Source organism: Paenibacillus sediminis, from assembly GCF_017873765.1.
Taxonomy (GTDB): Bacteria; Bacillota; Bacilli; order Paenibacillales; family Paenibacillaceae; genus Paenibacillus_AG; species Paenibacillus_AG sediminis.
Genome location: NZ_JAGGKP010000002.1, coordinates 47,545 through 70,597 on the forward strand (window position 1 = coordinate 47,545; position 23,053 = coordinate 70,597).

Sequence of the window (23,053 nt, forward strand, 5' to 3'; positions counted from 1 at the left end):
TATATTTAAAAAATTATTGAACAAGTTCAATATTGTAGATTGCACGCCCACCCCAAGCCAATAGATAATACTTGCCTGGTGCCAAATTATCTGTCGGAATTGAGACTGTTTGATTGGCTTGAGCGCTGAGAACATCTACTTTTTTACCCCAACCATCGGTTACTATGTCATCAAAAGTTTGTTGGGATCCTGATACATATTCTGGAACTAAATAGACGGTAGTGCCATCAGCTACTTTGAATTCAATAAGATCACCGATTTTAACTTTAGCTTGGTTGCTAACTGCCGGAGAAACTAATTCAATTTTTACTAACAAATTCATAGGGCCCGTTGTATATTCTACATTCTGTTCTTGATTATTAGTGACGGTTTGTATCGAATCCGCCTGTACTCGGAATTTAAAATTCTTACCTAGTTGAGACGGGTCCGTAGGTTTAATATAAACTTTAGTCCCATCAATTTCCACTGTACCTAGAGCGTTCGTAAACGGTTCTACACTTCCGTTTTCGAGTACTACTTGTACAATGTCCCCTGTAGATTTTCCCGGAACAAGTTTGATTTTTCGATTATATTTAAGAACAAAATATTCCGGCTCAGTTCCATATTCCATAATAATAGGATTTTGCGTTAAAGGGCTACTCTCGTCAGTAACAGAAATTACAGATGAATTATAATAATAATTACTATTACTATTAATCTCATACAACGAAATTCTGAATTCATTTTCTGGATATTGAATATTCAGTTCGCTAGTTAAAAAGAAGTTCCGTTCTCCTGCCTTAACTTCTTTCTTTAATACTTCTCCACTTTGAACAGCAAGATTTAACGTGTTTAAATCAGGTGGAATTTGTTGGCTTGCAAAATATGCAATCCCGTTACTTGGACTTGTAAAATAGACTGCTTCTCCGACGGTTACAACATCGGATTCAATAGAAACAGGGCCCAACAACCCTTCGTCCGTATTACCTTGGTTGCCGCTGTTATTCCCACTGTTCGTTGAACCACTATTCGAACCACTGTTTGAGCCACTGTTTGAGCCACTGTCACTAGACACACTCGTACTTCCTGTACTAGGCGCTGTAGCAGCTGCAGGAGGATTAATGTTGCCAGCTTCAACATCATTATTGCCAATATTTACCTTTACGTTACTTGGTACTTTATCACCTAAGGATACATATTTCGGTGCTTGTTCGAAAGAAACATCTTTAGAATTGATCGTTGCTTTATCAATGCTGCCTAACCCAATAACTTTAGCAGCTGCGTTCAATACCAATGATAAAATGGACGCTTCTTTACCAGTATCCACTGTTGTACCTGTAGCCGTATCGCTAATATTCAAATTATCAATTGAACCTTCAGGAATATGAAGGGCGATACTAAATGCCTCGACATTTACTGTGTTAAAATATCCATTCAAGCGTACTGTTGATTGTTGTGGCAGTTCATTAGTCAACGTTACTTTATTAACGGATACCCCTTTAGATACGTCTAAATTTGCACCCGTGTTCACTGTCACTTCTTGAATAGAAGAATTACCTTCGGCAACAAGTCGAACGGTACCATCTTTCTTATTTACAATTACTTTCACCATGGTTACATTGTCTAAATGTACGCTGTGTTCCCCGCCGCCATATACATAGGTATTGCCGTGTACGGTAACATTTTGGAGATAAACGTCTCCCTGACCTACGCCTTTACCAATAATTAAATCACCAGCAATGTCCGTGTTCTGGAGCGTTACACCTGTCTTATTAATAATGACACTGCCCTTTTCCTCTTGAATTCCATATTTTGGGCCGAATGTTCCAGCTTCACCATACCAAGCACCATAGACATCTGCTGCACGGTCAAGTACAGATACGGCTTCAGCACGTGTTAAAGACTTATTGGGTTGAAAAGTTTGATCAGAGTATCCCTTCATGATCCCTATTTGTACAACCTCTGCAACTTGATCTTGACTCCATCCAGCAATTTGAGATTGATCTTTAAAAGTAGGAGCTTGTCCCGCTCCTTGAGAAAGCTTCAAAATAGATGCCAATGTAACGGCAGCTTCTTCACGAGTGATCGGTGCCTCAGGTTTAAAGGTTCCATCCTCAAATCCTTTAATATATCCCGAAGCTGCTGCTGTCTTCACGTCCTGCGTATACCATTTATTACTACTTACATCCGTAAAGATTACTTCTGCATTTGTTTGGAACTGAAATGTCCGATTTAATAGTGACACCCATTCACTGCGAGTAATTTGCTTATTGGGTTCAAACTTATTCGCTGACGAACCATTGACGACACCTCTGCTGCTCCAACGATCTACAGCATCTTTAGCCCAGTGATTAGCAACATCCTTAAATTCAGGTGCTTTTGTTGGTGCATTTTGAACGTTATGTATCTCTGTTGTACTAGCTGGTTGTGGATCATTATCTGCGTAAGCTACCGTTCCTGCCGAAAGTGAACTGCTTAGTAACAAGACTGCCAGACCATTGCTTAGCCACTTTTTCATCAAATTCCCCCTCGGAAACCTATAAATTGACAAATTCAACTAATATATTACCATTATTTTACTTCACGTTCTAAACAATAATTTACATAATTACAATTATTGGATAAAAAAGACACTCTATATTTTAATATGAGTGTCTGGATTATTCGTAATTAAATTTCTGTATTCGTCAGCCTCTCAGATGATTTTTTTGATCTATTCTCAGACGGCAGTAACATATTAAAAATGCTCATCGGTCTCGTTCTAACCGCCGCTTCTGCATCGTCATCCGGAGCTAGAATGATGCCCAGTTGATGATGCTCTCCTGCATAAATACCACGCTGCAGAAATTTAAGCTCACCCTGTACGTTCTGCACTTCCAACTTGCAGAACGCGGAATTAGAACGAAGTGCAAGATGCAATTGTTCCTTATTGTTAACTGCCATTCCGTTCACTTTACGGATCGTCTCCCCTGCAGATATGCCTAATTCGGCAGCAGGGCTGCCCGGAAGGACCGCGAGAACGCGAAGTCCTTGAGCAGGATGAACAAATATCGGGCTCTTAGACTGCTCTTCGAGCCCAGCTAACCATACGAGCAATTCATGCAGTACGAAAGATGCAAGCGACGCTCCTATGATGAGCGGGCTCCACCAATGCGATAGCAGTGCTAAGACGAGCAGTACAATACTGTAGAGCAAAAGCCGCTTTGAAGTAAGCCTTGTCTTCTCTCTTGGCAGCATACTTTGCGTCATTTCCGTAAAACCAATAAGAACGGGGAGCGCCATGAGCGTAAACCCGTTATTCCACCCTGCTCCGCCAAAGAGCGGAGTCCACGGCAATAAACTGCCTGTAGTTTGCGCAGGTATAAGCAGGAAGAGCGGTACAGGCCAGAAGCTCTGCATCTGATAGCCACCCACCAATTTACCCCGCTTGCCTTCGTAAAATAAGGGTCCGGCAAACGAAGCACCTTGCCCGCGTACGAGAACTGCTTCTGCGATATGCAGCAGAGCAACAAGCACTAGCAGCGCTGGAATGTCGAGTCCTGCTATCGTATCGATGATGGATCCAATCACACCGCTTGCATTGGGTTCAGGCAACCATCCGAGCACCGCTTGAATGACACCAAGCAGTCCAATCGTATATGCAAAACATAAGTAGCGAACCCGGAATAACATCAATATAAGAGATATGACCCAAATAAGTATAATAGCTTCTGTTGTAAGCGAAATACCTAGAAACACCATAACGAGTGAAACGCAAATGCCGGAGGCGAGTCCGCTGACAAAAGTTCGCCAAGTTTGCTGCCCCCAGCCGTGAAGCCGAACATGAAACAATTTGCGCTCTAGAACGACTTGCCTGCGATACTGCAAAATAATAAACAATATAGCGATATAATAAAACGGCTGCGTCAGCAGCAGAATCAATCCTTCAGTGATGTTCCACAACCATTCTAAAGCTGTTTCCAAATTCAAATCACACTCCTTAAAGAAAAGAAAAAAGAAGGCCTTTAGCCTTCTTTATTTCTTCGACGCAGATGCTGCAATTTCCTGCGTCAATATTTTAATTGCTTGCTTCATTTGCGTATCATATTGTGGATCGCGAATGTGTTTGATTAACGCAGTCTCCAAAGCCTCTGCTGTTTTCTTATCTACTGTACCGTTCACAGGAAGGCCTTGTTTCTTCTGGAACTGCTTCACAGCATTCACGGTACCTTTATCGAAATATCCGTCTTTACGTCCCGGCTTAAATCCAAGACCGTCTAACATTATTTGTGCACTCTTCACATCATCGCTGGTCATATCATATTTCAGCGGAGTTTTGTCTTTATTAATCGGTGAAACGGAGAAGTAATCCGGTTGATGTACTTTAATATCCGGTTCGATCCCTTTTTTATGAATCCATTCGCCGTTAGGTGTCAGCCATTTCGCAATTGTAATTTTGAGCAAGCTGCCATCATTAAATTGCTTGTCATAGCTGGACTGGACTGTACCTTTACCGTACGTTTTCTCCCCAATGAGCTTAGCGCCAGCCGATTCTTTAAGTGCCCCGGCCAAAATCTCCGATGCGCTCGCGCTGCCTTGGTTCGTCAGCACTGTAATTGGGTACGGTTTGCCTGTGCCGCTGGACACGCTTTTCTCACGTTTGCTCGACTTGTCTTCCACTTGAACGATGTTCTTTCCTTTAGGAACAAACTGCTCAGCAATATCAATGACGACGGACAATACGCCGCCAGGATTGTTGCGGACGTCAATGACGAGCCCCTTCATATTTTGCTTCTCAAGCTTCGCAAGTTCCTCTTTGAAACGATCCGCTGTATTCACGGAGAACTGAGTAATTTCAATAACACCGATCCCGTTCTTCTCCATGTGCGCATTGACCGTTTCCATATCGATATCATCACGAACAATGCTAAATTCGAGCGGTTCTGGGTTGCCAGAGCGCTTGATCTTAACTTTCGCGGTTGTACCTTTCGGCCCGCGAATTTTCGCAACTGCTGCGTTTAAGTCCAGTCCTTGCAGCGACACGCCATTAACAGACAAAATGACGTCTTTGGCCTTAATGCCTGCCTTCTCAGCAGGTGAACCTTTAATCGGAGAGACGACGACAACATTTCCAGATTCCATGGAAACCTCGGCTCCGATACCCGTGAAGGAACCTTCGATGCTTTCAGAAAATTGCTGGGCCGTTTCCTTACCCATATAAGAGGAGAAAGGATCATCCAGAGATTCCATCATACCGTTGATGGCTCCATCTACTAATTTCTGACGATCAACATCTTTAAAATAATGACTTTGAATCAATTGAACTGCCGTATTGATTTTGTTCATTTCGTCCTGATTAAGGCCGCTGCTGTCACTGCTCGCCAAAATCCCTTGACCTTGCGCTCCGCTTGCAAAGCTAAACTGCCCGGTTAAGGTCATCGTCAGCAAAATACTTCCCAGCATCGTAATCATAAGCAGGAACAACACTGTACGTCCTTTAAACATCTCTCGATTCCACCGTCCTTCAATTCCAGCTGACATCTGCTGCATATAACCATCATATTATATGTTTAGCTTGTACGGAATATTTACCATAAAATAAGTGCTAACGCAAGTATGGCATTGGATCTACAGCTGTACCATTAACACGAACTTCGAAGTGCAAATGCGGTCCTGTGGATCCGCCTGTGTTACCAGACAAGGCAACGACATCGCCGCGCTTCACTTGATCTCCTTTTTCCACCTTATAACTGCTGAGGTGGCCATAAAGCGACCATACTCCGTTACCATGATCGATGATCACGCAATTTCCATAACCGCTCCACCAATCAGCGACAATAACAACACCGTCTTCTGCCGCATGGACTTCCGTACCGATTGGTACTGCAAAGTCAACACCTTTGTGTAATTTTCTCTCCCCCGTTATTGGATGTATACGGTATCCAAACGGAGATGAGATCCGAGTTCCGTTCGGTACAGGCATCCCGAATTCGCCGTTGCCGCCCGAAAAACTGCTTGACCCACTGGACCCGCTGGAGCTGCTCGTTCTTTTCTTTTTCTTCTTCGATTGATTATATCTGTACACTTCTTCTGCTTTTAGTTTATTCTTCTCTTGTTGAAGCTGAGATGACTTCTGTGCGATTTGAACGAGAAGTTGATCTTGTTCTTCACTAGCATCATCTGACTCAACAATTTTAGCATCATAGCTTGCGATAAGCTGCTGCTTCTCTTCTTCCTTCGCCTGCAGCTCACTTCTGCGTGATTCAGCCTCTGCATATAAATCTTTCGCCTTAGCATAATCTTTCTCAAGATCTTTCTTCTTCGCAACTACAAGTTCTTTGTCCCGTTTGTTCTCAGCGAGAATGACTTGATCTTGATGCACAATCGCTTTCAGAGAATCGACCCGTTCCAGGAAGTCAGCGAAACTCGTTGCTGACATCAGCACATCTAAGTATGAAACAAATCCATCGGTATACATCAGCCGTACACGAGAGTCCAACAGCCCTTTGCGATGAGCAATCCGATCGTTCGCCGCATCTAGAGCCTCAGCGGTTTTACGCAAATTTGATTCGGTATCATCAATTTCCATTGAGATCTTCGCCAATTGTTGACTCACGGTACTAATTTCCTGTGTAACGGATTGTAAGTATTGCTGTGTTTTATTTTTATAATGCTGAGCTTCTTGCTTTTGATTTGCAGCATGTTGCTGCTGCTGTTGCGCCTGTCTGGCCTGTTCATGAAGCTGCTTCAACTCTTGGTCAATTTGACTGATTGTTCTTTTCGCGGCAAAGGAATTGGATGGTTGGAATATCGCTGCTGCTAGTACACAACATGCTAGTGCAGTCGTCAATTTTTTCAACTTTCGTTCCCCCTATACTTTCAAAAACTTGCGAATGGATACGGTGCTGCCCCAAATACCAATGAGCAGTCCTAATCCGACAAGCAGACCGCTTAACAACAACCATATATCATTCAGAGATACTAACTTGAACATGACTCCAAGTCTGGAACCTGCCCATACCTCAATTTGATTGTAACCGAATAAAATAATGCCGACCGTCACGAGTGAACCGATCAGACCGATCAATGCACCTTCAATAAAAAATGGCCAGCGGATGAACTGGTTCGTCGCACCAACCAATTTCATAATGCTAATTTCACGACGGCGCGCTAGAATCGTAACGCGAATCGTATTCGAAATAAGGAACATCGACATAATGCCAAGTCCAGCTACGAAAATAAGTCCAACATTGCGAATCATTTTAGTGATTTTAAAGAGCGTCTCAACGGTGCCTTTTCCATAGTTCACTTTGAGGATAGGCTTGTCAGCATGTGAATTGTTAAGCTGTTCAATCTTCGCAGCGAGTGCCGGAACAGTGGTTGGTTCTTTGACTTCAATTTTGAGCTTGTCAGGCAATGGGTTGTCACCCTTCTGATAACCGTCTAACAGGTCTTTCCCATCCGGTCCAAGCTTTTTCCGAAATTCCTCTAGGCCTTGTTCCTTAGGTATGAAGGTTACTTTACTAACCTCCGGCATCATACCGATTTCATTCTGCAGTGTCTCTCTTGCCTTCTCATTGACATCCAATTTTAAATAAACGCTAATTTGCACCTGACTGTCTGCCTGATCGGCAAACTTGTTCACATTAAGCACGACCAATATAAATACACCTAGAATGAAGAGCGAAACAATGATGGAAGTTATCGATGCTACCGACATCCAACCATTGCGGAATACATTTTTCGTTCCTTCCCGAAAATGCCGTAAGAGGGTACTAAAATTCATAACCGTACTCCCCTCTCACCTGATCGCGAACGATGTTGCCTTGTTCAATAGCAATAACGCGTTTGCGCATCGTGTTCACGATATCTTTGTTGTGGGTAGCCATCACGATGGTTGTACCACGGAAATTAATTTCATCGAGGAGTTGCATAATGCCCCATGATGTTTCAGGGTCCAAGTTACCCGTAGGCTCGTCCGCAATAATAACAGAGGGATTATTCACAATCGCGCGCGCGATCGCAACCCGTTGCTGTTCACCGCCAGACAATTGCGACGGTTCGCTGTTGGCTTTATTTTTAAGGCCTACGAGATCAAGCACCTCCATCACGCGCTTCTTAATGAGACGTTTTGGAGCTTCAATCACTTCCATCGCAAAAGCTACATTTTCGTAAGCAGTCAGCTTCGGAAGCAGTCTGAAATCTTGGAAAATAACGCCGATATTACGCCGAACGTAAGGGATTTTACGATGCTTCAGCTTACCGATATTAAATCCATTTACCGAAATTTGTCCTTTCGTAGGAACCTCTTCCCGATAAATGAGCTTCATGAATGTCGATTTCCCTGCACCGGACGGTCCGACAACATATACGAACTCGTTACGGTCAATTTTCACAGTTACTCCTTGTAACGCGTGCGTTCCATTAGGATACGTCTTCCATACATCTTGCATTTCAATCACAAAATCACTTCCCAATTACATAATTAGCCTCTAAAGCACTTCGACATCATCCATCCAATTCCTTTAAAACGTGAGCAATTTCACCATTCTGTTTTCTATTGTAACAAATTTGTTACCTTTTCGAAAGTTCCTTGGACTTCTTACATATATATGGAAATTGAATAGTCGCATCTAAAAAACACATAAAGGGTGAGAACTAGTGAAGAGAATTAACGGAGCACTCATCGCAATTTCAGCATTCATTGCAGGCGTTGCAGCACTGCTTGGCTTGGGCTATCAATACAGCAATCAGGATACTGTGCCTAAAGGGGTCATGCTGGAAAATTGGACTCTAGGTGGAATGAAGATACAGGATGCGCTTCAGCAACTGGAGGGACGCATAAATATACTGGAGGAGCGGAAGGTTAAGTTCATTTCTGAGCAGCCGGAACAATTCAGCTTTACATACAGCCTCAAGGAAATTGGCGTCAGTTACTCTGCTGATGAACTGCAGACCGCACTCAAACAGCTGACCGCGGGGAATATGATCGACCGGATAAAAGCACGTTATTCCTTTCATGAACAGTGGAATTTACATACGAAATGGGATGATACGCGGTTAAAAAATAAATTAAATGGGCAGTGGGAGAAAGAAACGTTCGGTGTCCCCGTCAATGCAGTTCGCAATATTACGAAATCGGATACGATCGAGTACATTCCCGAGAAAAATGTTTATCGGATTGATTGGACTCTTCTGTCCCAGCAGATCGAAGCTATGCTGCCAAGTGATTTCACTGCGAACAAAGAGGAACAATCGCTGCAAATCACACTCCCGCTCATTATAAAAAGACCTGCGATTACGGTGAACAGCCTGAAAGCCGAAGGTATTGAGCGGAAAATGATTCAGTTCACGACCGACCTGTATACAAGCGGAGAGGGCAGAGTGTATAACGTTAGCTCGGCAGCAAAAATCGTCGATGGGATGATTCTAAAACCAGGCGAGATATTCAATTATGCGGAAGTGATTGCTGCGGCTGATAAAAAATATGGATTTCGAGAAGCTCCTGTCATTCTAAATGGAAAACTTGTGCCTGGCATTGGCGGCGGCATTTGTCAGGTGTCCAGCACGTTATATAACGCAGCTATTCGCACAGGACTTGAGATTGTAGAGCGCCGCAATCACTCGCTTCCTGTCAGCTATTTGCCTAAAGGCCAAGATGCTACGTTTGCCGAAGGGGTTATTAATTTTCGTTTCAAGAACAACACAGGCAAATCATTGCTCATTCAAAGTGCCGTTAACAATCGTAAGCTGACGGTCAAACTGTTCGGCACACTGCCGCGCAATGTAACTTACACGATTGAATCCCATGTTGTTGAAATTTTAACCGCTCCGGACAAATACGTGCAAAATCCGTCTTTAGCTGCGGGAACGCGGCAAGTACTTCAAGGCGGAAAACCTGGATATGTGGTAGACACGTATCAAATAAAAAGAGTCGATGGCAAAGTTACGGAGAAGAAACGCATTTCTCACGATACTTATAGAGCACAACCTTCCCTAATCGCCGTAGGTGTAACCGATTCAGAGAAATCCTCACCCGCTCCCTCCAAATCCGATCAGAAATCCATTTTAGAGGACGGGATCGAAGGGCCTGTGTTTTGATCGGGGCAAACAAAAGCAAAAGTTTGTTGGAATCTGCAGTTTTACGCCCTAGATCGTCAGCTCTTGAAGAAGATGCATATCCCGCAATATTTGAGAAAGCAGCCGCATTGTTCGAATCTCTGGGACAGAATCATCCCTTCCAAAACGCGAACAAGCGAACTGCTTTCACTGCGCTTCCTATTTTCCTCATTCAGAAGCACTCTTTCACACCTTCACAGATTCAATCACCTTAGAGCTACGAGACTGCTGGAACTTGTGGGTGTACTCGACGAGCCGGATATGGCAGCCGGGACCGATGTATACATTTTTGCCGCGCACAATATCGGCAGTTGTATTTTCGAGGACGACATGATCCCCCTCAATGACTTCGGCAGTTAACATATCGACAGATTCTCGGCCTAATAAACTCCGAATGATGGAACGAAAGCTTCGTTTAATTCGAACAATTCCTCCGCCGATTTCATTCACTTTACTAGGCCCGTAAAGCTTGATTTCCGTCTTGAATCCACTAAGAATGCCTCCTGCTTGGGCAGTTCCGCGAACAATGACCTTCTCAGCCTCACAGTTCCCGCCAACATGTAATTGCCCGACCCATTTTACCTGTTCACCAGAGAGCCGGCCCTTAATGCGCGCCTCACCATATACCGTCATGTTGTCAGCTGATACATCTCCGCCAAACTCTCCCTGACCAAGCACGCGTATTTTCTCGCATTTGACCCCTTCTTCTACCGTAACGGAGCCATAGCTGCGAAAATCTTGAGATTGCAATGCTCCATGAATTAAGGCTGAACCTGTGCTGCGAAACTGTTCACAGCCGACATCGCCATCCACTCTGCCTTCACCTGTTATTTTCAGTTTGCGGAATGAACCGCCCCGAGAGTTACCTGAGCCTGTTATGGACAAATTTTGCAAATTTGCCGCACTGCTATTTGGTGACATAGCCATCCTTCCTTCTCCTTTATGATTTGACCGTTTATACTTGCTGGGCTTTTTTCACTTGAGAACTTGGATCTTGCTTAAACTCTTCTTTATATTCCACAAGTTTAATCCGGCAACCAGGACCAATCGTCACTCGGTTTCCGCGAACCGTGTTCGCATGCGTGTATTCCAAATAAATTTCATCGCCTTCAATGACATTCGCTTCTAATCGCGAAGCAAGAACTGGGGTGATTTGCTCGAAGAAGCGTCTCCGTCCGCCTTTTTTTACCGTAATCTTCTCCACGCCGATATCTTTAGCCTGAGAAACATGTTGCAGCGTAATATCGAGTTCACCCGCATTTAGAAAACCGCCGATCGAGAAACCGCCTTGCACTCTAATCGTTTCGCTCTCTAAATCGCCTTTAATTTTAGCACTGCCGCCGATCTCCACCGTCTCCGCTGTCAGGTTGCCTTCAAGCACTCCTCTGCCATTTACCGCGATCGATTTGCAGCTAACATCCTTTTTAAAAGTGGAAAAGCCTTCAACAAGTATGCTGCCCGCTTTAGCCTCTCCGTCCACCGTTCCCGTTCCGCTAATGCGAATTGATTCTGCAATAACCGCACCATAGAAATGGGAGGTTCCGTTCACTTCACAGGCTAAGCAGTCGATATCTCCATTCACTTTGCCCATGCCGTCTATTTGCATATTCCCGTATTGTCCTCCTGCAGCCTTCCCCACGCCGGAAATGTGCATGTCATATCTTGCATTTTGCTGCTGCGCCATCTTCCTATCCCTCGCTTTCACCAATTTTTAATTTCAATTCCTGGATACACTGAGACAGTGAGATCCGAGAAACCCATTTCACATCTCGATCAAAATGCACCTCACAGCTTGCAGGTAACAACGCAAACATTGGAACTCCCATCTTACGGATCAACGCTAGTTCACAGTCCGTTCCGGCAAAAGCGCCATAATGATCTTCCATCGTCTGAATTAATATTTCCCCTTCAACCTGTGTAATGCTCCCGTTCTTCAGCATCGTCTCAAGCACATACATACATAAAATTTGGTCAAAAGAAAACCAATCGCTAGGCTCATGATGCTGCATGTATAACTCAAAGGTTAACTTCGAAACAATGTTACGTTCTAATATACTTTGACGCTGCAATGTTATTTCTCCAGGGTTTGGGGAAAAGACATCTGCCAACTCATCTAACGATAAGTCATCTTTCATGTTCAGTATTTTGTCGATACGCGTAAGCATTTTTTCTTTCGGAAAGAACGTCTCTTGACCGGTAAAAGACGATTTGCGGACAAACCACTCTTCAGGAATCAAGTTCTTTCTTTTCCATCTGTATAATTGACCATATGAAATGCCCGTCAGTTCTAGCAATTCTTTCTTCGAAATGAGTTCATCCGACACGACATAAGTCACTCCCCTCTTCTCTGAATCGAGTGTAACATAACATTGTTACGTTGTAAAGAAATAACATTAGGTGAATCGCCTAAAATATAAAAATACTCCGCTAACCCATATTGGGCGCGGAGTTTCGTGGGTATTTCTTTTATTTATACTAGTGCTCTCCATTCTTCCTCCATATTACTAACACCAATAGAGCTTTCTCCTCGCTTCCATAAAAGTAAACAAAGTTGATAGCTATCCTGCCCGTTAGCACAGAAAGGCTGCCATTCAAGCTGGCAGCCTTTCCGCGTTTATGTTAAATTATTTACTCTTCAGATCATATTCCTTATACCAAGCTTCGGTGGACTGCAGGTTTGCCTCTGCGCGAGAAATGGCTGCCTTAACCTGCTCTGTAGCCGTTCCGCCGTATACGCCCCGAGCATTCACAACCGTCTCTGGCTGAAGCACTTGGTAGATGCTCTCATCGAACAGCGGCGAGAACTGCTTGAACTCATCCAACGTTATGTCGAGCAAGTACTTACCGTTCTGTATGCAGTACAGCACCGTCTTACCGATGACCTCATGCGCTTGGCGGAAAGGCAGTCCTTTGCTTGCAAGGAAGTCGGCAATATCAGTTGCATTGGAGAAATCCTTATTGACTGCTTCTCTCATGCGTCCTTTGTTCACTTTCATCGTAGCGATCATCGGCGCGAACAATTGCAGAGCGCCTTGCAACGTAGCTACAGTATCGAACATGCCTTCCTTATCTTCCTGCATGTCTTTGTTGTATGCCAGCGGCAGTGATTTGAGCACTGTTAACAGTCCCATGAGATTTCCGTAGACACGGCCTGTTTTGCCGCGTACAAGCTCTGGAACATCTGGATTTTTCTTCTGCGGCATAATGCTGCTGCCTGTACAGAACGCATCGTCAAGCTCAATAAAATTGAACTCTGTGCTGCTCCATAGAACAAGTTCTTCACTAAGGCGTGAGAGATGCATCATAATGATCGCTGCGTCCGATAGAAATTCGACAATAAAGTCGCGGTCACTTACCGCATCCAAACTGTTCTCATATACCCTGTCAAAATGGAGCTGCTTCGCAACAAAATGACGATCAATCGGGAACGTCGTGCCTGCTAATGCCCCTGCACCGAGCGGCAGCACGTTGATCCGTTTGTAGCTGTCCATCAGACGTTCAATGTCTCTCTGGAACATCGATACATAGGCGAGCAAATGATGCGCGAACAGAATTGGCTGTGCACGCTGCAGATGGGTGTAGCCTGGAACAATCGTATCCAAGTTATCCTTCGCTTGTCCGATCAGCGCCTCCTGCACAGCGTGCAGCAGACCGACAAGTTCAACCACACGTTTGCGCAAATACAGGTGCATATCTGTCGCCACTTGGTCATTCCGGCTCCGTCCTGTGTGCAGCTTGCCCCCGACAGGCCCGATCTCTTCGATTAAATTTTTCTCAATATTCATATGAATATCTTCATCCGATACCGAAAACTCGATTTCTCCGCGCTTTACTCTACCCAGAACGAGCAGTAGCCCGTCTTTAATTCTATCTACATCCTCTTGGGGCAAAATCCCGCATTTGCCGAGCATCGTTACGTGCGCAATACTGCCTTGAATATCTTCCTCGGCAAGCTGCTTATCAAAACCGATCGATGCTGTATACTGCTCCACAAGGTGGTTCGTCTGCTTGGTAAAACGTCCTCCCCAAAGCTTACTCATATGAATCCACTCCTCTCACAGGGTTATGCTGCCTTTTATTTATGACTTTGTTCTACGCCTGAGCTTACTTTTAAACGGAGTGCATTCAGATGAATAAAGCCGGTTGCATCGCCTTGATCATAAGCTTGTGTAGGGTCAGCTTCCATCGTCGCAATATTCGGATTATATAAGCTGACAGGACTCTTCACACCCGCTCCAATGATATTGCCTTTGTACAGTTTCAGACGAACCGTACCCGTTACGTTCTTCTGACTCTCGGTTACAAGTGCTTGGAGCGCCAGTCGTTCTGGCGCGAACCAGAAGCCGTTGTACACTAAAGTGCTGTAGCGAGCAATGAGACTGTCACGGAGATTCATCACTTCACGGTCCATCGTCAGTGATTCCATTTTACGATGTGCGGTGAACAGAATCGTTCCACCCGGCGTCTCATACACACCGCGGCTCTTCATACCGACAAAACGGTTCTCCACCATGTCTACGCGTCCAATCCCGTGCTTGCCGCCAAGCTCATTCAGCTTCTCCATCACTTGCAGCGGACTTAAACGTTCTCCGTTCAGGGCGATGCAGTTGCCTTGCTCAAATTCAAGCTCAATATATTCCGCCTGATCCGGTGCATCCTCTGGGGATACGCTGAGCAGATACATATCTTTATTTTCTGGTGCACTTGGATCGAACCAAGGATCTTCAAGCACGCCGCTCTCATAGCTAATATGAAGGAGGTTACGGTCCGTAGAATATGGTTTAGCCGCGGATGCTTTAACAGGGATACCATGCTCTTCCGCATATGCGATCATTTCTGCCCGACCTGGGAATTGATTACGGAATTCCTCAATACGCCAAGGCGCGATTACTTTAATTTCAGGTGCGAGTGCCGCTGCTGCAAGCTCAAAACGCACTTGGTCGTTCCCTTTCCCCGTTGCGCCGTGAGCAATCGCTGTAGCACCCTCTGCGCGAGCTATCTCCACCATCCGCTTCGCAATCAATGGACGAGCGATACTCGTACCAAGCAGGTATTGTCCTTCATAAAGCGCCCCTGACTGGAACATTGGGAAAATAAAATCTTGTGCAAATTCCGCACGCAAATCATCGATATATACTTTCGAAGCTCCCGTTGCGAGTGCTTTTTCTTCCAGTCCGTCCAGCTCATCTTTCTGTCCGATATCAGCCGTAAACGCGATGATCTCTGCGTCATATGTTTCCTTGAGCCATTTCAAAATGACGGAGGTATCTAGTCCCCCGGAATAAGCGAGTACGATTTTTTCTTTAGCCATATGTGAATTCCTCCCCTAATGTAGAACGCTCTCTCTCATTGATTAAACTTATAAATCGTTCATTGTATGAATCATTTATCCCATCAATGCAACCATAATCGCTTTCTGTGCATGGAGGCGGTTCTCTGCTTCATCAAAAACAACGGAATTCGGACCATCAATAACCTCTTCACTTACTTCTTCACCACGATGAGCAGGAAGACAGTGCAGGAACATGTAGTCTGGCTTCGCGTATTTTACTAACGCTTCATTTACTTGATAGTCAGCGAACGCAATTTCCCGAGCCTTCTGCTCAGCTTCAAAACCCATGCTCGCCCAGACGTCTGTATAAATAACATCTGCGTTCATGGCCGCTTCTTTCGAGTCACGATATACTGTTATTTTCGCTCCAGATTGTTTAGCAATCTCCTGGCAATAAGCCACAATCTCTTGATCCGGCTCGTAGCCTTCAGGGCTAGCAACTGTAACATCCATCCCCATCTTCGCTCCGCCAATCATTAAGGAATGCGCCATGTTATTGCCGTCCCCGATATAAGCCAGCTTCAGTCCCTTCAGCTTGCCTTTATGTTCAATAATCGTCTGAAAATCAGCAAGCACTTGGCATGGATGCCCTAAATCGCTAAGTCCATTAATAACGGGAACAGTTGAATAACGAGCAAGCTCAATAACCCGTTCGTGACCGAACGTACGAATCATAATGCCGTCCAAATAACGGGAAAGAACTTGAGCTGTATCGCTAATGGTCTCGCCGCGGCCGAGCTGAATATCATTTTTACTTAAAAAGAGTGCATGCCCACCTAGCTGAAATACGCCAACTTCAAACGAAACGCGCGTTCTAGTCGATGATTTCTCAAAAATAAGTCCAACGGTTTTCCCTTTAAGCGGCTCATACACTTCACCGTTTTTTTGTTTGCGCTTCAATTCGATAGCGAGATCAAGCAAATACTGAATTTCTGCGCTGCTAAAGTCGGATAATTCTATAAAATCTCTGCCTTTGAGATCAAATTTAGGTTCTAAAGATGTCGGACTCATACGAGTGACTCCTCCTTTGCGGTATGTTGCTCGATGATCGAAACGAGTATGTCTACCGCTTGATCAATCTCTTCAGTTGTGACTAATAGATTTGGTAAAAGACGAATGACATTCGGTCCAGCTGTTACGAACAGCAGCCCCTTCTTCTGTCCTTCGAGTACGAGATCCGCTACCGGTCCGGCACATTCAATACCAACGATTAGTCCCTTGCCGCGAACATCTTTCACGAACGAAAGTCCAGTAAGCTTCTCTTTAAGCTGTCCCATTAGGTAATCGCCCATTTCAGCGGCACGCTGAGGCAACTTATCCTCGACAATCGTCTCAATCGTGGCGATCATGGCTGAAGTGGCCAGCGGTGTACCTCCAAAAGTCGATCCGTGGCTCCCTGCTGTGAACGCTTCACGAAGATACTCTTTGGCGAGCATCGCCCCTGCTGGAAAGCCGCTTGCAATGCCTTTTGCCGCTGTAAAAATATCAGGCTCTATGTTGTAATGCTCATGGGCGAACATTTTACCGGTCCGTCCCATGCCCGTTTGCACTTCATCAATGATAAGGAGTAAGCCGTACTTACGGCATAATGCAGCGACATCTTGCACAAACTGCTCATCTGCGATGTATACACCGCCTTCTGCCTGGATGATCTCGAGCATAATGGCAGCGGTATGATCACTAATTGCCGCCTCGAGAGCAGGCAAGTCATGCAGCGGTACGCTTGTAAATCCAGCTGGAAGAGGAAGGAAGCCCTCCTTCACCTTCTGTTGACCTGTCGCTGTTAGCGTAGCCAGTGTTCTGCCGTGGAAAGACTGCGTGAACGTAATGATTTCATAACGGTCAGTTCCTTTCACCTTCTGGTGGTAACGGCGAGCAAGCTTAATAGCCGCTTCATTCGCTTCCGCTCCACTGTTACAGAAGAAGACTGCGTCCGCACAGCTGTTGTCTGTGAGCAGACGTGCCGCCACTTCCTGGTTCGGAATGTGAAAAAGATTCGACACATGCCACAGTTCATCGATTTGCGCTTTCAGCTTCTCTTTGACCTTCTCCGGCGAATGGCCAAGATTCGTTACCGCAAGTCCGCACATGAAATCTAAATACCGGTTGCCTTGGTCATCCCACAGCCAGCTGCCCTGCCCTTTCACAAGACTGATTGGATATCTAGCGTATGTAGGAAATAATGAACTTGCCATCGTTACTCCACTCCTTTTATCAAATCTATTTATGATTACATCCGTACAATTTTGGTTCCGATGCGTTCACCATTTAACACACGACTCAGCACTTGCGGTTCGCTGCCATCGACGATCACAACCTCCTGCACGTTGCCTTGAATACAGTTAATCGCTGCTCGCACCTTCGGAATCATCCCGCCATAAATTTCGCCGGACTCAATCATATGTTCTATTTCTTGCACACTCACCGAAGGCAGAACCCGCTTCTCACCTTGAACCTTCTTCATAATTCCAGGGACATCCGTCACAACAATCATGCGCTGTACGCCGAGATGCGAAGCGACTGCCCCTGCCGCCGTATCGGCATTAATGTTATATCGCTGTCCTGAAGCATCGATTCCGATCGGTGCAATAACAGGCATATACCCAAGCCTAAGCACGCCCTCAACAATAGACGATTCTACATAGGTAACGTCGCCTACCCAGCCTACTTCATCGCTGTTCACCACAGGTTTCGCTTGAATAAGCAGACCGTCAACACCAGACAGACCGAGCGCTTTGCCGCCGCTGCTCTGAATTTTACGAATAATTTCTTTGTTGATGCTGCCAGCCAGCACCATCTCAACGACATCGAGTACCGGTTCGGTTGTTTTGCGAAGTCCATTCACAAATTCCGTTTCGATTCCGAGCTTCGCTAAGTTATCAGAGATCGCAGGACCCCCGCCATGTACAATAACGGGCTGCACTCCGCTCTCTTGAATCTGCTTTAAATCTTCGAAAAAAGAATCCGGCAACGCAGCAAGTGTACTGCCGCCGCACTTCATAACAAAGGTTTGATTAGCTGCTGCCATCGCCTGTGAACCTCCCTTATGTCCGGTAAGCGGCGTTTATTTTCACATAATCATAAGTTAAGTCACAGCCCCAAGCTGTTGCCTTACCTGGTCCGTTACGAAGATCGACTACAATTTGCACGGTATCCCCTTTTAAATAAGCAAGCGCTTCGTCCTCATTGAAAGGAACAGGCTTAGAATCCGTCAGCACAGCGATATCGCCGAGACGTATATTTACGGTTTCTGGATTTACAGGCTCTCCCGCACGTCCTACAGCGGCAATAATGCGGCCCCAGTTCGCATCGGAGCCGAATATCGCGGATTTCACGAGACTCGAGCCGACAATGGTCTTCGCAATCACTCTTGCCGACGTATCACTAATCGCTCCGCTTACACTCACCTCAATCAGCTTCGTCGCGCCTTCACCGTCACGAGCGATCGATTGCGCCAGCACCTCACACACATGGCGGAATGCAGCTGCAAAGCTCTCCCAATCTTTATGCTGCGGTGTCAATTGGTCATTATCAGCAAGTCCGCTAGCCATGACAAGGAGCATATCATTGGTGCTCGAATCTCCATCCACGGTAATCATATTAAAAGTAAGGTCCGTCGTTTCTCTTAATAACTGCTGAAGTGAATCCGCATCAATATGAGCATCCGTCGTTATAAAAGAAAGCATCGTCGCCATGTTCGGATGAATCATTCCCGAGCCTTTCGCTGCCCCCGCAATCGTCACCTGTTTACCGTTCACTTCAAGAGTGACGCATATTTCCTTCTTCACAAGATCTGTTGTAAGTATCGCTTGGCAAAAGTCCTCAGCAGCCGCAGATTCACTAGAAATACGAGAAGGCAGTGCTGCAATGCCTGAAGTAAGCAGATCCATCTTAAGCAGTTCGCCGATGACTCCAGTTGATGCAACAGCTACATCTTGCTCGCCTACTCCTAGATGCTTCGCTGCTGCCGCACGCATTGTAAATGCGTCCTCTTCACCTTGCTTACCTGTGCAAGCATTGGCATTGCCGCTGTTGACAATGACTGCTCGTAAGGTGTGATTTGCTAGACTTTCCTTCGTCACTTTAATAGGCGCTGCTTGAAATACGTTTGTTGTATACACCGCTGCCGCCGTAGCAGGTACGTCACACACTATCGCGCCAAGATCGTGGCGAGTTGTTTTTTTCAAACCGCAATGAAGTCCTCCAGCTCGGAAACCCCGAGGGGATGTAATAGAACCGTCAGTAACGACAGTAAACGTATGCTGTCCCATATGTGCTTTCCCCCACTTTTATGGATATACTGGTGTACGAGTTAAGCCTACGCTCTCATCCCAGCCCATCATCAAATTTAAATTTTGAATCGCTTGACCCGCTGCGCCTTTGACCAAATTATCTATGACCGAAATGATCGTTACACGGCCTGTTCGCTGATCTACTGCAAACCCAATATCGCAATAATTAGAGCCGTAAACTTCCTTCGTCGCTGGCCATCCGCCTGCATCCCGAATGCGGACAAAAGGCCGCCCTTCATAATACTGACGATACAGCTGTATCAAATCTTCCTCTGTATATGCTCCTGTTAACGTCGCGTACATCGTGGTCATAATCCCGCGCGTCATAGGCACAAGATGGGTAGTAAAGGTGACTGTGACGTCCTCTCCCAGAGCCTCGGATAAAGTCTGCTCTATTTCAGGGATATGTTGATGTCTATTGACTTTATACGCTTTGAAATTTTCATTCATTTCAGAGTAATGAATGAGAAGACTTGTGCCCCTTCCAGCACCGGAAACTCCTGATTTCGCATCAATAATGATGGTGCGGTGGTCAATCCACCCTGCACTAAGTAGCGGAATCAGCCCGAGCAGTGTTGCAGTTGGGTAACATCCGGGATTTGCAATGAACGTCTTCCTGGCAACTTCCTCACCATAAATCTCGCTTAAACCATACACGGCCTGTTCTAAATATTCAGGCTGAGGAGCTTCCTTCTTATACCACTGTTCATAAGAACTGCTGCTCTTCAGACGAAAATCACCGGATAAATCTATCACTTTCAGCCCTGCATCAAGCAGCTGCGGCACTAATTTACTGCTCACACCAGAAGGTGTTGCCGTAAATACAACATCCGCATTTCCTGCGATTTGAGCAATATCGATTCCATCTAAGTTTTGTGTCATGATTTCATTCAAATGAGGATATCCAGCAGCAACCCGTTCTCCACTGCTTGAAGATGATATGACGGATGTAATCTCTACATTTGGATGCTCTAGTAAAAAACGAATCAGCTCCACTCCTCCATACCCAGTGGAACCCACAATAGCCGCTCTTATTTTCGTAATTGTCATGACAATCCCCCATTTCAGGCCTCTCTCCATGAGCTAAAGCGTTTATGATGTCCGCTCAATGTATAAATACTAAAGAATATGTATTATTATACGACCGTATTTATATAAATACAACAGGGGGAGGTGAAATTTATGTAAAACAAAAAAAGAGACAAGCTATTTAAGCTTGTCTCTTGAATCCTTTACCGAGCACTTCGTGCGCATTGCTAATAATCACAAAAGCATCTGGATCAACTGACTTAACAATGGCCTTTAGACGACTTACTTCATTTTGTCCGACAACAACCATTAATACAGGGCGTTCATTGCCGGTATATCCGCCCTCTGCTGACAATTTCGTTAGGCCGCGATCTAAATCATACAGTATTACCTTGGACATTTGCTCCGTATCTTTCGTAATAATGTATGCCACTTTGGAGGTGCTAATGCCAAGCTCCAGCATATCGATCATTTTCCCTTGGATATAAAGTCCGATTAATGCATACATCGCCTGCTCCCATGATAAGACGAAGCCAGCGAGTGTAATGACGATTCCGTCAAACAATACGATGCAGAAGGCAAGACTGAATCCTGTATACTTCTGCATAATTTGAGCAGCAACGGACAACCCTCCGGTAGAGCCTCGGCCGCGAAACACAATGCCAAGTCCCAGTCCAACGCCAATTCCCCCATAAAGTGAGGCGAGGAGCGGATTTGTGGTAGGCACCAGGACATCCCGGGTGAGGTATACGAATAATGGAAGAACCATCGTCCCTAACAAAGAACGTACACCATACTGCTTGCCTAGCAGAATGACTCCTGCAATAAAGAGCGGAATATTTAGCAGCCACTGCGTATAAGCAGGTTCAACACCTAGCCAAGCTTTTACGAGGACAGAGATCCCGGATACACCGCCTGAAGCAATACGATTTGGTACTAGAAACATATTAAAGGTAAGAGCAGTAATGAATGAACCAATGATAATGAGAGCAACATCGAGTAAGTTCCGCTTAGGTCCATGCAGTGGAATAAAAGACTTCCGCTTCCTTTGAGATGAAAAAATCATTTATGTATTCTCCTTTGATCATCTTGAACTGTCTTCTGGCATTTATGTATTATGTACAGAAAAAATTCCTACACGTGAGGGCGTGTAGGAATACATTCCAAAAGCATTTATTTGGCATCCACTCGAATTTGACTGCGTAGATATCCATCAATAAACATATCAATGTCACCATCCATGACAGCACCGATATTTCCCGTCTCTACTTGTGTCCGGTGATCCTTCACCAAACTGTATGGATGGAATACATAGGACCGAATTTGACTGCCCCATGCGATATCGGACTGCTCCCCGCGAATTTCAGCAAGCTCTTTCTGCTGCTCTTCGATTTTCCGTTCATACAATTTAGAACGAAGCATCGTCATTGCACGTTCACGGTTTTTAATTTGTGACCGTTCATTCTGACAAGTAACAACGATACCTGTCGGAATATGAGTGATACGAACGGCAGAATCCGTTGTATTAATATGCTGACCGCCCGCGCCGCTGGCACGGTACGTATCGATTTTCAAATCTTCATTGCGAATTTCAATTTCCACATCATCATTAATCTCTGGAACGACATCGCAAGATACGAATGACGTATGCCGGCGTCCGGAAGCATCGAAAGGCGAAATCCGAACAAGCCTGTGCACACCTTTCTCAGCTTTCAAATATCCGTATGCGTTATATCCTTTGATGAGGAGCGTCACGCTCTTGATTCCTGCCTCATCACCAGGCAAGTAATCCATAACTTCAACTTTAAAGCCGCGTTTCTCAGCCCAGCGTGTATACATGCGAAGCAGCATCGAACCCCAGTCTTGAGATTCAGTACCACCGGCACCTGGGTGAAGTTCCAAAATCGCATTCATTTTATCATAAGGCTGATTGAGAAGCAGTTGCAGTTCGAAATCTTCGATTTTTTTAACTAAGCCTTTGACGCTTTCAGCTACTTCATTCGCCAAAGACTCATCATTCTCTTCTTCTGCAAGCTCCATCATCATTTGTGCGTCATCAAATTCCTGCTGCAATTTCTCGTATTGATCCACTGACGATTTTACTGCATTCATCTCAGAGATAATACTTTGCGCACGTTCGTTATCATCCCAAAAATCAGGGGCTGCCATTTTCACTTCGAAGTTAGAAATCATTTCACGCTTGAGATCTAAGTCAAAGAGACCCCCTAAGATTGGAAAGTTTCGCAGCCATTTCACGTAAATCATGTTTTACACTAGGATCGATCATGGTTGTTTCATCACCTCTTCATTAACTATGCACTTG

Annotated in this window: 19 protein-coding genes and 1 pseudogene; 2 read left to right on the top strand and 18 right to left on the bottom strand. The window is 45.2% G+C overall.

Annotation, left to right across the window (positions count from 1 at the left end):
* Nucleotides 1-13: 13 nt before the first annotated feature.
* The 6 genes from J2Z20_RS07385 to ftsE form a co-directional block, all read right to left on the bottom strand.
* On the bottom strand, nucleotides 14-2,497 hold the full coding sequence (locus tag J2Z20_RS07385; protein WP_209847533.1) for an S-layer homology domain-containing protein: 2,484 nt from the start codon (nucleotides 2,495-2,497) through the stop codon (nucleotides 14-16).
* A 152-nt stretch (nucleotides 2,498-2,649) separates the two neighbouring features.
* The gene (locus J2Z20_RS07390) at nucleotides 2,650-3,942 is read right to left on the bottom strand and encodes a PDZ domain-containing protein (protein ID WP_209847535.1); all 1,293 of its coding nucleotides are present in this window, start codon (nucleotides 3,940-3,942) and stop codon (nucleotides 2,650-2,652) included.
* A 51-nt stretch (nucleotides 3,943-3,993) separates the two neighbouring features.
* Nucleotides 3,994-5,463 (bottom strand): S41 family peptidase, encoded by a 1,470-nt coding sequence (locus tag J2Z20_RS07395; RefSeq protein WP_209848193.1) that lies wholly within the window; start codon nucleotides 5,461-5,463, stop codon nucleotides 3,994-3,996.
* Between the two features lie 100 nt (nucleotides 5,464-5,563).
* A complete protein-coding gene (locus tag J2Z20_RS07400; RefSeq protein ID WP_209847537.1) occupies nucleotides 5,564-6,817 on the bottom strand; it encodes a murein hydrolase activator EnvC family protein in 1,254 nt (417 codons plus the stop codon).
* 12 nt (nucleotides 6,818-6,829) lie between these two features.
* Nucleotides 6,830-7,744, bottom strand: a complete 915-nt coding sequence (ftsX, locus tag J2Z20_RS07405; RefSeq protein WP_209847540.1) for a permease-like cell division protein FtsX — start codon at nucleotides 7,742-7,744, stop codon at nucleotides 6,830-6,832.
* On the bottom strand, nucleotides 7,734-8,420 hold the full coding sequence (gene ftsE, locus J2Z20_RS07410) for a cell division ATP-binding protein FtsE (RefSeq protein WP_209847543.1): 687 nt from the start codon (nucleotides 8,418-8,420) through the stop codon (nucleotides 7,734-7,736). The genes ftsX and ftsE overlap by 11 nt, the downstream gene beginning before the upstream one ends.
* Nucleotides 8,421-8,619: 199 nt before the next feature.
* On the opposite strand from ftsE, the gene J2Z20_RS07415 reads away from it, so the two are divergent.
* Nucleotides 8,620-10,059 (top strand): VanW family protein, encoded by a 1,440-nt coding sequence (locus J2Z20_RS07415; RefSeq protein WP_209847545.1) that lies wholly within the window; start codon nucleotides 8,620-8,622, stop codon nucleotides 10,057-10,059.
* An 11-nt stretch (nucleotides 10,060-10,070) separates the two neighbouring features.
* Nucleotides 10,071-10,247: pseudogene (locus tag J2Z20_RS17960) on the top strand (type II toxin-antitoxin system death-on-curing family toxin); the annotation flags it as partial.
* 16 nt (nucleotides 10,248-10,263) lie between these two features.
* On the opposite strand, the gene J2Z20_RS07425 reads toward J2Z20_RS17960, so the two are convergent.
* The 12 genes from J2Z20_RS07425 to prfB form a co-directional block, all read right to left on the bottom strand.
* Nucleotides 10,264-11,004, bottom strand: coding sequence for a hypothetical protein (locus J2Z20_RS07425; RefSeq protein WP_209847548.1), 741 nt, complete (start codon nucleotides 11,002-11,004; stop codon nucleotides 10,264-10,266).
* Nucleotides 11,005-11,032: 28 nt separating this feature from the next.
* On the bottom strand, nucleotides 11,033-11,761 hold the full coding sequence (locus J2Z20_RS07430; protein WP_209847551.1) for a polymer-forming cytoskeletal protein: 729 nt from the start codon (nucleotides 11,759-11,761) through the stop codon (nucleotides 11,033-11,035).
* 4 nt (nucleotides 11,762-11,765) lie between these two features.
* A complete protein-coding gene (locus J2Z20_RS07435) occupies nucleotides 11,766-12,401 on the bottom strand; it encodes a YhbD family protein (protein ID WP_209847554.1) in 636 nt (211 codons plus the stop codon).
* A 300-nt stretch (nucleotides 12,402-12,701) separates the two neighbouring features.
* Complete coding sequence (gene argH / locus J2Z20_RS07440) at nucleotides 12,702-14,117, bottom strand: argininosuccinate lyase (protein ID WP_209847557.1); 1,416 nt, start codon at nucleotides 14,115-14,117, stop codon at nucleotides 12,702-12,704.
* A gap of 35 nt (nucleotides 14,118-14,152) precedes the next feature.
* Nucleotides 14,153-15,388, bottom strand: coding sequence for an argininosuccinate synthase (locus J2Z20_RS07445; RefSeq protein WP_209847560.1), 1,236 nt, complete (start codon nucleotides 15,386-15,388; stop codon nucleotides 14,153-14,155).
* 75 nt (nucleotides 15,389-15,463) lie between these two features.
* A complete protein-coding gene (gene argF, locus J2Z20_RS07450; RefSeq protein ID WP_209847565.1) occupies nucleotides 15,464-16,420 on the bottom strand; it encodes an ornithine carbamoyltransferase in 957 nt (318 codons plus the stop codon).
* Entirely contained in the window at nucleotides 16,417-17,604 is a 1,188-nt protein-coding gene (locus tag J2Z20_RS07455; RefSeq protein ID WP_209847568.1) for an acetylornithine transaminase, read from the bottom strand. Before J2Z20_RS07455 ends, argF begins: the two co-directional genes overlap by 4 nt.
* 35 nt (nucleotides 17,605-17,639) lie before the next feature.
* Nucleotides 17,640-18,437, bottom strand: coding sequence for an acetylglutamate kinase (gene argB, locus J2Z20_RS07460; RefSeq protein WP_209847570.1), 798 nt, complete (start codon nucleotides 18,435-18,437; stop codon nucleotides 17,640-17,642).
* A gap of 16 nt (nucleotides 18,438-18,453) precedes the next feature.
* A complete protein-coding gene (argJ, locus tag J2Z20_RS07465) occupies nucleotides 18,454-19,680 on the bottom strand; it encodes a bifunctional glutamate N-acetyltransferase/amino-acid acetyltransferase ArgJ (RefSeq protein ID WP_209847572.1) in 1,227 nt (408 codons plus the stop codon).
* A gap of 18 nt (nucleotides 19,681-19,698) precedes the next feature.
* Nucleotides 19,699-20,751 carry an N-acetyl-gamma-glutamyl-phosphate reductase gene (gene argC / locus J2Z20_RS07470; protein WP_209847575.1) on the bottom strand — a complete coding sequence of 351 codons (1,053 nt, stop codon included), beginning with the start codon at nucleotides 20,749-20,751 and terminating at the stop codon, nucleotides 19,699-19,701.
* A gap of 160 nt (nucleotides 20,752-20,911) precedes the next feature.
* Entirely contained in the window at nucleotides 20,912-21,796 is an 885-nt protein-coding gene (locus J2Z20_RS07475; RefSeq protein WP_209847577.1) for a YitT family protein, read from the bottom strand.
* Nucleotides 21,797-21,903: 107 nt separating this feature from the next.
* Nucleotides 21,904-23,017, bottom strand: a protein-coding gene (prfB, locus tag J2Z20_RS07480) for a peptide chain release factor 2 (protein WP_209847579.1) whose coding sequence is annotated in 2 segments (ribosomal slippage) — nucleotides 21,904-22,944 and nucleotides 22,946-23,017 — 1,113 coding nt in all. Because the reading frame shifts where the segments join, the coding sequence is not laid out codon by codon here.
* Between the last annotated feature and the right edge of the window lie 36 nt (nucleotides 23,018-23,053).